The following is an 11,982-nucleotide window of genomic DNA, read 5'->3' as shown; positions in this document are numbered from 1 at the left end:
TGTCAGGCGATTCGGTGGGGGCCAGCATAATGCCTTCTCAGCCGAAGGTGATCAAACCCTGCCGGGCCACCCGGGTGAGGTCGCGAATCACCTGCTCTACCTGCTCTGCATCCGGTGACTGAATCACTGCCAGATCAAACTGATCATTGGCGAAATGGCTGAGCGGTTGGTGAGCGTCGACAAACTGGATGAGGAAGGCACAGGAGCCGCCACGGCGACGTGGCCAGCCGTCCAGATAACGCAGCAGCGTCGGCTGATGGGAACCGGCGAGAAGGATTTTCGGATTCTTGCGCGTCAGCACAGTGCTGATCGGGGACAGACGAAGAAGCGGGCGCAGGTTGTTCATGGTTTTGTCTCTGCCTCAAAAGCTCCGCTGGGCAGCGGTGAGAGGCAACACCGAACCAACGTTTTAGCGGTATTTCGACAAGGTTCGAGCCTTGTCAGGCGCCCCGCAAGTAGTTGTTAAATCGGCGCTTGAGCACGCATCCTAGAGAAGCCCGCCCTTCATTGTCAATTACCTTGCCCTACAATCCTGCTGAAACGCAAAAGGCCCACTTTCACGTGGGCCTTCAGTCTGGAAGCGGCAGAGGTTATCGCGCGATGAGGCGGTCCAGTGACAGCTTGCCTGCGCCTTCGATCAACACAGCCAGCGCGCCACCCAGCAAGGCGAGCGCATATTCAAAACCGTTGTTGGCCATGAAGAAGCCGTTGCCGATGTGCACGGTGAAAATAGCCACCAGCAGCAACACGGTCACCAATGCCGCAGCCGGGCGGGCCAGCAGGCCGACCAGTAGACCCAGACCACCGAAGAACTCGGCACCGCCGGACAGCAGCGCCATCAGATAACCAGGCGTCAGGCCCAGGCTTTCCATGTACTGCGCTGTGCCTTCCAGACCGTAGCCACCAAACGCGCCGAACAGTTTCTGGCTGCCGTGCGCGATGAAAGCGATACCGACAATGACACGCAGGATGGTCAGGCCATAACCGGCGCGGGTGGTGAGTACGGATTTGATCAGGCTGTTCATGCGAGTGCGTTCCATCGTTGATTAAGTGGGATTGGCGCCATCATAATCAAAATTACTCATGTGAAAACGGCAATAAATGGCACATACCTATCGAATTGTTCGATTAACGCCTGACCGTTGATTTCCCGGAGCCTTCCTTTTCCAGCGCATCGCGCTGACGGTCGAAGGCCAGGTAGTATTTGTTGACGCTGTTGACAAAGGTGACGACGTTGGCGCCGCCCTGCTCCATCGCGATGCGCTCGGTCTGGAAGAACCATTGATTGGGATTGAGCCCACGCTTGCGCGCCTCATCACGCATATTCTGAACCCGTTCCGGCCCCATGTTGTAAGCGGCCATGGTGAACGCCATGCGCTCACGCTCGTTGACCCTGGGGCTAGAGAAATACTTGCGCTTGATCGAGGCCATGTAACGTGATCCGGCGCGAATATTGTCATCGGCATTCTGGATATTCGAGACACCGACGCTTTTGGCCGCCGAGGGCGTGATCTGCAGCAGCCCCGTTGCGCCACCACTGCCTTTCGCAGACGGGTCGAGCTTGGATTCCTTGAACGCCAACGCAGCCAGGTCGAGCCAGTCCATGCCCTGCGCATCGGCATGGCGTTGCAGCATGGGGCGCAACTGTTCGAGGCGCTGAATGTTGCCGCGCACCAGTGGATTATTGACCCGGTACATGTTCTTGTAAGCCTTTTCAAAGGCCACATCCTGACGGCTGGACGGTTTGTAGTCCTTGAGGAAGTCATCGATGCTGGCGCGCAGCATGGTGGCGTTATCGCGCACGAACCAGCTCACATCGCCGTGGGTTTTCAGGGAAAGCCCACGATCCAGACGCAGTTTGGGCATGACCCCGGCCCAGCGTTCGGCAATCGGCTGCTCGACCAGCGTCATCGGGTAGATGCCAGCCTGGACCATCTCCAGCACGTCTTCGACGGCAAGGCTGGGATCAACCCATTCGATCTTCACTGGCGGCAGCTTGCGCAGTTCCAGTTGCCGATTGACCTGATGCAGGGCTTCGTCCGCAGCGCTGCCGGTGGCCAGGCTCAGGGTTCGACCGGACAATTGCTCCACGCGCCGCAGGCTGCGATCACCGCGCAGGCCAACGAGCACCAGTGGCACGTCATGAATGATCGGATTACTGGCCTGAACGCCCTTGGCATCGCTCACATCCAGCAGCTCGCCAGGCGCGATCAGATCACCCTCGCCGCGCTGCAGAGCGCTGAGCAGTTGATTCTTGGCTTTGGGGATGACTTTGAAGGTGACCTTCTGCCCGTCGCGGGCATGGCTGTTGAGGTAGCGCTCGAACGCTTCCAGCCGATGATACTCGACGCCGATTTCCTGACCCTTCACATCGCCGGAACTGTTGCGGCTCTGATTGACCAGCACCCGAAGCACCTTGCTGCTGCGAATCGCGGCCAGATCGCGCACGGGCGGCGCGTGCGGTGCAGCGACCACAGGCCCGGCAGACGTGACCGGACGCGCAGACACTTCACCCGAGAAGGTCGTCAGAAGCGGCAGAAGGCAGGCGATGGACACAAGCGCGGATCGGATCATTCATTCCCCAGTGGCATCGCCGTAACAGGAAAAAGGAACTCTGGAAGTCACGCAGCAGCATCAACATTGAAGAAAAGCATCGAGTCCTTGAGCTCAACCGTTTGAATAGCCAGCGTTTTCTTGTTTTTACCGAAGCTCTGATATGCTCGGCAGCCTTGCGCTGGAGGTAGCACCATGCAACTCATCGACATTGGCGTCAATCTGACTAACGCCAGCTTCGCTTCGCAGCGACAGGCGGTACTCGACCGTGCCTACGCTGCAGGCGTTGATCAACTCGTGGTGACAGGCACCAGCGTCGAAGGCAGCGAAGAAGCCTTGCAGCTGTGTCTGGAACTGGACGACAGTGCGCAGCGACTGTTCTGCACGGCAGGCATACACCCTCACTCGGCGAGCGATTGGACCGGCGACACCGAGAAACAGTTGCATGCCCTGCTCAAGGAAAACCGCGTACGCGCCGTCGGTGAATGCGGGCTGGATTTCAATCGCGACTTCTCCCCTCGCCCGCAACAGGAGAAAGTGCTGGAAGCGCACCTGGCCATGGCTGTGGAACTGCAACTGCCGGTGTTCCTGCACGAGCGCGACGCCAATCAGCGAATGCTGGAAATCCTGCGCGATTACCGGGACCGTTTACCTGCGGCGGTGGTGCATTGCTTCACTGGCGAGCGGGCTGCGCTGTTCAGCTATCTGGACCTGGACCTGCACATCGGTATCACTGGCTGGATCTGCGACGAGCGCCGTGGCACCCATCTGCACCCGCTGGTGGGTAACATTCCCCGCGGCCGACTGATGCTGGAAAGCGACGCGCCTTATCTGCTGCCGCGCAGCCTGAGGCCCAAACCGAAAAACGGTCGCAACGAACCCGCCTATCTGCCCGAAGTGCTGCGCGAAGTGGCGCTGCACCGAGGCGAGTCCCAGGAGGATCTGGCGCGTCACAGCACAGCGTGTGCCCGTGAGTTCTTTGGCTTGCCAGTCGTGGAACAGGCCGCCGACGAAAATCCGCAGTTTTCTTGATCCGCGTCAAAGGTCGCTTTGATGACCGGAATACAGTGATGGCACCTTGCTGCTATTTCTACCGATCATCGAAGAAGACCCCTCATGCGCTCATGGCTTGGCAACCTGTCACTCAAGTACAAATTCTGGGCGGTAAACGCGGTCGCGTTCATCACCACCCTGCTGCTGGTGCTGTACGCCGTTCATCTGGAGCAGCAGTCGCGTGAGGAATCGGCGCACAACGCTGCGCAACTGATCGCCCAATGGCCCGCTACCCAGCCACTGCCTGCCAGCGGCGCAGCGCTCATCCATGCACCGACCTTTGCCGATGTACTCGAACAGCATTTTGCTCACTACGCCCTGGCCGTGTTTGTCCTGATGATTGTGATGCTGGGCGCTTCGCAGTTACTGATCCGTTTTCTGCTCAGCCAGCTCAACACGCTGAAAGACGTCATGCTGCATGTCGAACAGAGCGGTGACCTTTCGGCACGCGTGCCCAACCGCAGTGACGACGAAGTCGGGCAGATGGCCAAGGCGTTCAATGCGTTGCAGGCCGGGTATCAGCGCGTGGTCGCCACGGTGTCGCAGACCGCCATCCGACTCGATCAGGGAGCCGCGCACCTCGCGTCCGGCATGACTGAGGTGCGTCACGGCATGCTGGGCCAGCAGAGCGAAACCGATCAGGTTGCCACGGCCATCAACGAGATGACCGCTACCGTGCACCACATCGCTCAGCACGCCACCACCACGCGTGATCAGTCACAGACCGCGGATGCGCTGGCAGGCAGCGGCAAGGCGGTGGTGGACCGCGTGCAGGTCTCGATTGCCGGGCTGTCCAGCGGCGTGCAGCAGACCGCCGAAATGATCCAGCGCATGGCCGCCGACAGCCAGAAGATCAATGGCGTGGTCAATGTGATCCACAGCATTGCCGAGCAGACCAACCTGCTGGCGCTCAACGCCGCGATTGAAGCGGCGCGGGCCGGCGAGATGGGGCGCGGCTTTGCCGTGGTCGCTGACGAAGTTCGCAACCTTGCCAAGCGTGTACAGACGTCTACCGACGAAATCACCACCATGGTTTCAGCCCTGCAAAGCGGTACACGCGACGCGGTGGATTTCATGCAGGACAGCTCGTACAAGGCCGATGAATGCGTGCAGCAGGCCCGTGAAGCAGGTGAGGCATTGGCGGCGATTGCTGGCGCCGTGGCGCAGATGCGTGAAAGCAATACGCAGATCGCAGTGGCCGCTCAGCAACAGAGTCAGGTTGCGGAAGAGATGAATCGGGCAGTGGTGAGCATTCGCGATGTGACAGAACGCACTGTGACCCAGACCGTGGAGTCGGCCAATACCAGCGGCGAACTCGCGATACTGGCGGGCGAACTGAACACCGCCATCGGCCAACTCAAGCTGTAAGCGGCTGTTTGTAAACGCTATCACACCGATAGTCAGGCTTGACTCGCGGCCTGTCGGGGTCGGGCCTATTCTTCATGCATTGAAACATGCGTTGAATGCATTGAAGAGGACAGCAGTATGGGCAAGCGACTTCCCAATTTACACACATGGCAGTGGCGCGGTTACGCAGACAATCATCGGCATCCGGCGAATCTGGTGCTGCACCTGATCGCCGTTCCCCTGTTCATCCTGGCAGCGCTGTTGATCGTTGACGGGCTGTTTTCACTCAGCGTCTCGTCGATTGCTATCGGCGTCATCGGACTGGTAGCGGCGCTGGCTTTTCAGCGTCACGGCCACACGCTGGAACAGCAGTCACCTGAACCGTTCAGTGATCGCTGCGATGCGGTCAAACGCCTGCTGGTCGAGCAATTCGTGACCTTCCCGCGCTTCGTGCTCAGTGGTGCATGGTGGCGGGCCTGGAAGGAGCGGCATCGGCGGTAGCGTTAACAGCCCGGTCTTACACAAAGCATGGACTGTGGAAGATGCCCTGTGTCCCTGGCACAGTGCTGCGTCAAAGACGTTGTAGTGCCTCCCACAAAAACGTGTTCACTCAGCAGACTACGTGTAGTTTGATAACAGACGGCCTGCATCGTCTGACCATGCCAGTCAGCCAAACACCGTCACTGTCTGACGGCTGATCGCGATCAACTCACCCTCAGGCGTCCACATCGCTGCAGCGGTATGCCCGTAGCCGTCACGCGCATGCTCGATGACTGCGCGGTAGCTGCACCATTGCAGGGTATCGAGCACCGGCTGTGGCTGCACGAACTCGATGGTCCAGGTCAGCGAACTGCCGGGCGCAGGTCTGTTCAGATGCGGTAGCACCGCAGGCGGCCAGGTATCGACCAGCGCCAGAATATGCGCCTCGGTCATCGGCTCCGATTGCGAGGTGTCCCTGAAGCGTGCGTAACCGCCAACGGCGGGTGACGGCGTGTTGCTGAATGGCAGACCACCCAGCGCCCAGCGAATCTCCATGAAGCGCAGGTACTCCGGCATGATGCCGCTGACAAAGGGCAGCTCGGGGCAGGCGTCGACCGGTTTGAGGTCGGGCGCAGCGTCTGCCTTGACCGAGATCATCGACTCCCGTGAAGCGCCGAAACTGCCTTGCATCAACGTCATGACCTGACCGTTCTGCACAGCGCGACCGAGGATCTGGCTCACCGCCTTGCCGTGACGCAGGATTTCGACTTCGAACGAGATCGGCACGCCAGGCTCTGCAGGACCGACAAAGGTGATGGCCAGTGAACGCACAGGTCGCCCTTCCGGCACCTGGGCGCGCATGGCCTCGTAGTTCAACGCTGCCATGAGACCGCCGAAGCAAGCCCGGCCCTGGGACCATTCGGCAGGAATGGTGACGGAACCGGGGTTGTCACGTACTGCGGCGATCAATTCGGAGAAGGTCATGGGCGTCCCTGCGTGATTCGATGTGAGTAGGGATGATGGTACTCATCCCCCTCCTCACTGACATGCTACATATCGGCCATTATTGCGGCCTGAATGACCTGTTTACCGTAGGAAAAGACTTCATAAAGCCAGCGTTCAGAAACAGGCCTTCGCCAGACGCTTCAGCGATGCCTCGGCCTTGCGCTCGGCCCGCACGATCCCGATCTGCCAACCGGCAATGCACGGCGCTAGATCAGGTTGTTCGCCGGCCTGCGCGAGCCATTGCAGATGGTCATGCCAGTCACCCAGTTCGCTCTGTGCCGACTTGAGACGCGCCTGCATGTTCTTGGGTTGATGGCTCAGTTCCGGGTACGCCTCGGCGGCGTAACGCACACGCTTGATCAACAGGCGCAGGTCGTGGCGATCATGATCCGGCTCGGCAATCGCCGTGCGCAATTTGCGCCATTGTTTGTCCATGCGCTTCTCGATGGTCTTGCGCAGACCGCGTAACAGGCCCTGGCGTTGCTGCATGCGCAGCATCGTCGGAAACTGGTCGATCAAGGTCAGCAGCCGGGTCAGTTCGCTGGACTTCGCCACACGCGGGCAGGCGCTGCTCAGATGATCGTGACGCTTGCGGGCGGCGTCGCTGAGGCCCTGCTTGTCGAGGAATGCAGCCAGGACCTGCATGTCACGCAACGGCGTGGTCAACTGGCCCACTGCCTTGGCGGCGTCTTCCAATTGCGTAGCGCCGGAAAACTCGCGCAGCGGCCTCAACACACTCCGAAGACGGCGCACGGTGGTGCGCAGATCATGCAGCGCTTCACTGTCGGTCGAGACGGCCAGGCGTGCCTGACAGGCAAGCAGTTTGACGTCCAGCGCCAGAATTTCAGCGACCAGATGATCCACCATTGAAGACATGCAATTCCCCCTTAAAAATTCAAGAATGACTGTTTCGGGACGACGAGAATCGCCATGGCAAACGACGACGCAACACTCTGAGACGGCTTCGCAAATGGCTTGCGGAACCCGAATGTCCGGCATAGCGCTGCGCCTGGAACTCGTCGATGAAGGCGCCGATGGCCTCGGCGTGCTGCGGCAGAAACAGCGCGGCACGAGCACCGAACGCCTCGGCACCTTCGCCCGGCATACGACGCAGACCATGGCGAGCGAGCAAGCGTTCAAAGGCATTGAACAATCGCAGCTGTGAATCGCTTTCCCGCTGCCACGGTTTGAACAGCCACAAGGCAACCAGTCCCAGCGAAAGCGCGATCCCGGCGACGAACACCGGTGCCTGGAAACCCGAGAACCAGCGGCTCAGTACCTGCAACTGCTGCTGGCCCTGATAACCCAGCACCCAGCGTTGCCAGCCGTAATTGAGGTTGTCCCAGCTCAGACGCATCGCGTTGATCCAGGGAACGTGCCGATAGCGCAATGCAGACATGGGCGAGTCCTGAAGAAAGTTCTCATCGGCGGCCAGCGCCTGTTCCAGTCCCTGCTCGATGCGCTGCGGGGCGACCGCAGCGGTCGGATCGACACTGCGCCAACCAACGTCCGGCTGCCAGTATTCGACCCAGGCATGCGCGTCGAACTGGCGCACGGTCAGGTATTGCCCCTCGGGATTGAGTTCGCCGCCCTGATACCCGGCCACCACACGTGCGGGAATCCCGGCTGAACGCAGCACGAAGGTCATCGCCCCGGCGTAGTGGGCGCAAAAGCCCCGGCGGCTGGCAAACAGGAATTCGTCGATGCTGTCGTTGCCCAGCGAATCGGGCTTGAGGGTGTAGTGAAACGGCTGGTCGGCAAAGTACCTCAGCATGGCCTGCACCCGCTCATCGGGGCTCGCGTAACGACGTCGCAGTTCTTCGGCCCATTGCCTGGCCTGCGGGTTGCCTTTGGGAGGCAGTTGCAGGTCCTGGCGCTGAATCTGCTCGCTGAGCTGCGAGTCGCGTACGCTGTCCGGCCACGACGTGACGCTGTACAACAACGACTGCTCGACCGGACGCCTGCGCTGCAAGCGAAAGTCACTCATCTGACGCACGTCGGACAGCGGGGTTTCGCCGATGTCCAGACTCGGCAGCCAGGGCCGGCCGCTGGCCTCCATGACGACGCTGTAGGCCACCGGTTCACCGCGCTTCTGCCATTGCGGCACCTGCACGGTCTGGGCGCGTGCCGACTGCGACCAGCGTCGGCCGTCAAACTGTTCCAGTGTCAGACCGCGCCAGTACAACTGCTTGCGCGCAGGTATCGCCCCTTCGAAACTGGCGCGAAACACCAGCGCGGGCGAGCGGCTCAGCTCGGCCATGTCGCCGGGGGCCATGTTGTCGGAAAGCCCGGTGACCCCTTTGTTGCTGGGCTGCGGCAGCGACCAGAGCGGATCCAGACGTGGAAAGAACAGAAACAGCAGAATCATCAGGGGCACGGCTTGCGCCATCAGCTTGAATGCCAGCTTCAGAGTGCCCGAAGGCTTGCTCGCCAGATCCGATTGCTGCAGGCCGATCAGGGCCGCCAGCAGCGCACCGATCGGCAGCAGGCTGAACAGCGCCCACAGCAGGTTATCCTCGAACAGATAGCCGACCGCCACGCAGAAGAAACCGAGAAAGATCAGTACCCTTGCATCGCGGTGCGTATTCATTTCCAGCATCTTCAGCACAAACGCTGCAACCAGAAGCGCCGCGCCTGCATCCAGCCCCACCAGACTGCCACGTGCCAGATAAACCCCTCCGGCTGTGCCGACCAGCAATCCGGACTTGACCCAGGTCCCAGGCAAACGCACACGCATGCGAAACGCCTGGACCCGCCAGAGGCTGCAGCCCAGCCACAGCACCATGATCGAAGCCGGTACGTGCAACGCAAACGGCACCACCACCAGAGCCTGCGCCAGCAGCAGCCAGGTCAGGCTGACCCGGGGAATCGGTTGGCTCACCGCCGTTTTGGTCGTCATGGCCGTTGCCCGTACAAGGCCAGCGCACGCAGGCAGGCTTCCCGATGTGCATCGCCGACGTCCACGCCGGACAAAAAACCTGGCAGGCGCAACGCAAACGGCTGGCGACGCTCAGAGAGTTCCAGCACCCAGTAACACAGGCGCGACAGACGTTCTTCGATATTGCCGCCCAACGCCAGAAAATCCAGACACAGCTCATGCCCGCTCAGGTCAGTAAACTCCTTGACCAGCAGGCCCTGCCCTCGCGAATAGGCTTTCCAGTGCAGCCGTCCACGGTTGTCGCCCGGCTGATAGCTGCGCAATCCCTGATAGTCATCCACGCCTGCGCCCTGAGTCGCGTGGCCGTCATCTTCTGCATGGGGCTGCACGCCATTCAGCAACGGCATGGTGCCCGCCAACGGACGCGGATAGATCAGCGCCGTCTGCTCCAGATCCAGCCAGGTCCAGGCACGAAAAACACCCAGCGGAAACACACTTTCTACCCGCAGCCGAGGCGCACGCAGCCAGCCTCGACGTTCAGCAGACAGTGTCAACTCGACCTCGGTCAGTCCCTGGGCGCTGACGTCGCCATGTTGCAGGCTGCCCGCTTCCCAGCCCAGCCCGAGCGCCTGATGGGCATGGTTTGCGCTTTCAAGGCGCAGACGCAACTGCACGGCCTCGCCGACAAACACCGAGCGGGCCGGTCCGGCACTGAGGATCAGCCCGCTCAGGTTGCGGTAGGTATGCAGAATCGCCAGCACCCCGACCGACAACAGCAGGAAGGTGAGGCCGTAAGCCAGGCTGTTCTGATAGTTGATTGCAACGAGCAGCATCAGGACCAGCACGACCATGAAGGTGATGCCCGTGCGCGTCGGCAGGATGAAGATGCGTCGATGATCGAGCACGATGCGCGACGCCGCAGGAATGCGTCTTGCCAGCCAGCGTTGCCAGAACGGTTTGAGCGGCGGAATCAAAGCACCGGCACCTCACGCAACAGCCATTGCACCAGCGCCCCACCACCATGCCCGGTCGGATCGGTGCGTTCACGCAGGCGATGCCCCACCACCGACGGCAGCACCGACTGCACGTCTTCCGGGATCACATAATCCCGGCCCGTCAGCATGGCCCAGGCCCGCGCCGCCGCCAGAATCGCCAGACTGGCACGCGGCGAAAGGCCGTAAGCGAATTGCGGCTGACTGCGGGTCGCATCCACCAGACGCAGCACATAATCGACCAGCGCATCGCTGGCGCGAACCTGACGCGCCTCGGCCTGCAACTGGCCGAGCATGGCGTGATCGAGTATCGGTTGCAGGCGCGGCAACAGCTCACGGCGCGACTCGCCCAGCAGCAGCGCCTTCTCGGCAGCGCGTGCGGGATAACCCATGGAGATGCGCATCAGAAAGCGGTCCAGTTGCGACTCGGGCAAGGCGAACGTCCCCCCGGAACTGAACGGGTTCTGGGTGGCGATCACGAAAAACGGATCCGGCAACAGGCGTGTCGCCCCTTCGATGGACACCTGCCCTTCTTCCATAGCTTCCAACAGCGCGCTCTGGCTCTTGGGCGTGGCGCGGTTGATTTCGTCTGCAAGCACCAGCTCGGCGAAGATCGGCCCCGGATGGAAGGTGAATTGCCCGGTGTCGCGATCGAACACCGAGGTGCCAAGAATGTCACCCGGCAACAGGTCGGACGTGAACTGGATGCGCTGATAGCTCAGGCCTAGAATCTTCGCCAACGCGTGACTGAGGGTGGTTTTGCCCATACCGGGCAAGTCTTCGATCAGCAGATGTCCGCCGCCGATCAGGCAGGTCATCGCCAGACGCACCTGTGCTTCCTTGCCCAACACCACCTCATTGATGGCGCTCAAGCATGCATCGAGTCTTTTGCCCATTGATACGCCTCCCCGGCAACTGCTTTATGGCTGGTCATGCATGACCAAGGATGCCAAACGTATGATCACTTTACGGTTAGCGTAGGCCGTTTCACCAGAGGGGGTAGCGATTTGCTGAAGAGCGAGTAGGGATTTGCTCAGGAGGGGCTGAAACGAGGACGGGCAAGCACACGTGATGTGCCTGCCCGTGGGGAACCATCAACGACCGGCGCGCGACTCACGAATGTAGAAACGGGCCTTTTCGGACTTCTCGGTGCAACCTTCGAATGCTTCGAATTGCTGCTGGGTCTTGGCGCCTGTCAACAGCGAGAGGGCCTTGGAGTAACTGACGGTTCCGGCAAAGCCTTCGGCCTTGGCCAGATCAAGCTCATGCCAGGCCGCATCGATTTGCGTGGCACAGCTGTCCCGATACCCGGTCTTGCCAGCACAACCTGCAAGAACCACGATGAACAATGGCAGACAGATCCAGGCTTTCATGGGGTGTTACCTCAAGTAGAAATAGAATTGTGCGGCTTTGACGGCGATATTGGCTGAAAGTGCCGTCATGCGCGGGCTCAAGGGTAACTGTTTTCGTTTGAGTGCGTGGGTTCATCGCACATTGCTGTTCAGTGAGAGGCTTGACCGTTATCGAATAAGCGCCATGCTCAGGTTTCGAAAGCGGACGCGGAGCGTCCTGAGCGGCATTCCAACGCAGGAGCGTGAGGAACGATCCGAGCCCCGACGCTGATCGTGCCCATCGCTCCGCGTGGGCATGCCGCCCGTGACGCTCCGCGTCACA

Annotated in this window: 12 protein-coding genes; 3 read left to right on the top strand and 9 right to left on the bottom strand. The window is 60.7% G+C overall.

Annotation, left to right across the window (positions count from 1 at the left end):
* Nucleotides 1-37: 37 nt before the first annotated feature.
* The 3 genes from QRN20_RS21590 to QRN20_RS21580 all read right to left on the bottom strand — a co-directional run bounded on the left by QRN20_RS21590 (nucleotide 38) and on the right by QRN20_RS21580 (nucleotide 2,574).
* Complete coding sequence (locus QRN20_RS21590; protein WP_004887734.1) at nucleotides 38-346, bottom strand: hypothetical protein; 309 nt, start codon at nucleotides 344-346, stop codon at nucleotides 38-40.
* 244 nt (nucleotides 347-590) lie between these two features.
* Nucleotides 591-1,025: a DoxX family protein gene (locus QRN20_RS21585; protein WP_004887732.1), complete on the bottom strand. Its 435-nt coding sequence runs from the start codon at nucleotides 1,023-1,025 to the stop codon at nucleotides 591-593.
* Between the two features lie 103 nt (nucleotides 1,026-1,128).
* Entirely contained in the window at nucleotides 1,129-2,574 is a 1,446-nt protein-coding gene (locus QRN20_RS21580) for an MltF family protein (protein ID WP_122418838.1), read from the bottom strand.
* A gap of 174 nt (nucleotides 2,575-2,748) precedes the next feature.
* Here QRN20_RS21580 and QRN20_RS21575 point away from each other — a divergent pair, with 174 nt between their 5' ends.
* The 3 genes from QRN20_RS21575 to QRN20_RS21565 all read left to right on the top strand — a co-directional run bounded on the left by QRN20_RS21575 (nucleotide 2,749) and on the right by QRN20_RS21565 (nucleotide 5,454).
* Complete coding sequence (locus QRN20_RS21575) at nucleotides 2,749-3,585, top strand: TatD family hydrolase (RefSeq protein WP_004887728.1); 837 nt, start codon at nucleotides 2,749-2,751, stop codon at nucleotides 3,583-3,585.
* Nucleotides 3,586-3,669: 84 nt separating this feature from the next.
* Nucleotides 3,670-4,974 (top strand): methyl-accepting chemotaxis protein, encoded by a 1,305-nt coding sequence (locus QRN20_RS21570; RefSeq protein ID WP_122418840.1) that lies wholly within the window; start codon nucleotides 3,670-3,672, stop codon nucleotides 4,972-4,974.
* A gap of 117 nt (nucleotides 4,975-5,091) precedes the next feature.
* On the top strand, nucleotides 5,092-5,454 hold the full coding sequence (locus tag QRN20_RS21565) for an Mpo1-like protein (RefSeq protein WP_122605087.1): 363 nt from the start codon (nucleotides 5,092-5,094) through the stop codon (nucleotides 5,452-5,454).
* A 165-nt stretch (nucleotides 5,455-5,619) separates the two neighbouring features.
* Here QRN20_RS21565 and QRN20_RS21560 read toward each other — a convergent pair whose 3' ends face one another.
* The 6 genes from QRN20_RS21560 to QRN20_RS21535 form a co-directional block, all read right to left on the bottom strand.
* Nucleotides 5,620-6,417 carry an acyl-CoA thioesterase gene (locus tag QRN20_RS21560; protein ID WP_122428911.1) on the bottom strand — a complete coding sequence of 266 codons (798 nt, stop codon included), beginning with the start codon at nucleotides 6,415-6,417 and terminating at the stop codon, nucleotides 5,620-5,622.
* Between the two features lie 135 nt (nucleotides 6,418-6,552).
* A complete protein-coding gene (locus QRN20_RS21555) occupies nucleotides 6,553-7,314 on the bottom strand; it encodes a CHAD domain-containing protein (protein WP_004887719.1) in 762 nt (253 codons plus the stop codon).
* A 19-nt stretch (nucleotides 7,315-7,333) separates the two neighbouring features.
* Nucleotides 7,334-9,337 carry a transglutaminase TgpA family protein gene (locus tag QRN20_RS21550; protein WP_122605084.1) on the bottom strand — a complete coding sequence of 668 codons (2,004 nt, stop codon included), beginning with the start codon at nucleotides 9,335-9,337 and terminating at the stop codon, nucleotides 7,334-7,336.
* The gene (locus QRN20_RS21545) at nucleotides 9,334-10,290 is read right to left on the bottom strand and encodes a DUF58 domain-containing protein (RefSeq protein ID WP_004887714.1); all 957 of its coding nucleotides are present in this window, start codon (nucleotides 10,288-10,290) and stop codon (nucleotides 9,334-9,336) included. Before QRN20_RS21545 ends, QRN20_RS21550 begins: the two co-directional genes overlap by 4 nt.
* Nucleotides 10,287-11,204, bottom strand: a complete 918-nt coding sequence (locus tag QRN20_RS21540) for an AAA family ATPase (protein ID WP_004887712.1) — start codon at nucleotides 11,202-11,204, stop codon at nucleotides 10,287-10,289. Before QRN20_RS21540 ends, QRN20_RS21545 begins: the two co-directional genes overlap by 4 nt.
* Nucleotides 11,205-11,402: 198 nt before the next feature.
* Nucleotides 11,403-11,681 (bottom strand): hypothetical protein, encoded by a 279-nt coding sequence (locus QRN20_RS21535; protein ID WP_004887711.1) that lies wholly within the window; start codon nucleotides 11,679-11,681, stop codon nucleotides 11,403-11,405.
* Nucleotides 11,682-11,982 lie beyond the last annotated feature (301 nt).

This window comes from Pseudomonas sp. fls2-241-TYG-175 (assembly GCF_030209155.1).
In the GTDB taxonomy this organism is placed as follows: domain Bacteria; phylum Pseudomonadota; class Gammaproteobacteria; order Pseudomonadales; family Pseudomonadaceae; genus Aquipseudomonas; species Aquipseudomonas viridiflava.
Note: the sequence above shows the minus strand (reverse complement) of the source record. Positions and strands in the feature narration are given on the sequence as shown.

What these genes read in the sequence shown, in the direction of transcription:
- QRN20_RS21555 (WP_004887719.1), bottom strand. Translation starts at nt 7,314, where the DNA reads ATGTCTTCAATGGTGGATCATCTGGTCGCTGAAATTCTGGCGCTGGAC.
- QRN20_RS21565 (WP_122605087.1), top strand. Translation starts at nt 5,092, where the DNA reads ATGGGCAAGCGACTTCCCAATTTACACACATGGCAGTGGCGCGGTTAC.
- QRN20_RS21575 (WP_004887728.1), top strand. Translation starts at nt 2,749, where the DNA reads ATGCAACTCATCGACATTGGCGTCAATCTGACTAACGCCAGCTTCGCT.
- QRN20_RS21540 (WP_004887712.1), bottom strand. Translation starts at nt 11,204, where the DNA reads ATGGGCAAAAGACTCGATGCATGCTTGAGCGCCATCAATGAGGTGGTG.
- QRN20_RS21570 (WP_122418840.1), top strand. Translation starts at nt 3,670, where the DNA reads ATGCGCTCATGGCTTGGCAACCTGTCACTCAAGTACAAATTCTGGGCG.
- QRN20_RS21585 (WP_004887732.1), bottom strand. Translation starts at nt 1,025, where the DNA reads ATGAACAGCCTGATCAAATCCGTACTCACCACCCGCGCCGGTTATGGC.
- QRN20_RS21590 (WP_004887734.1), bottom strand. Translation starts at nt 346, where the DNA reads ATGAACAACCTGCGCCCGCTTCTTCGTCTGTCCCCGATCAGCACTGTG.
- QRN20_RS21560 (WP_122428911.1), bottom strand. Translation starts at nt 6,417, where the DNA reads ATGACCTTCTCCGAATTGATCGCCGCAGTACGTGACAACCCCGGTTCC.
- QRN20_RS21550 (WP_122605084.1), bottom strand. Translation starts at nt 9,337, where the DNA reads ATGACGACCAAAACGGCGGTGAGCCAACCGATTCCCCGGGTCAGCCTG.
- QRN20_RS21535 (WP_004887711.1), bottom strand. Translation starts at nt 11,681, where the DNA reads ATGAAAGCCTGGATCTGTCTGCCATTGTTCATCGTGGTTCTTGCAGGT.
- QRN20_RS21580 (WP_122418838.1), bottom strand. Translation starts at nt 2,574, where the DNA reads ATGATCCGATCCGCGCTTGTGTCCATCGCCTGCCTTCTGCCGCTTCTG.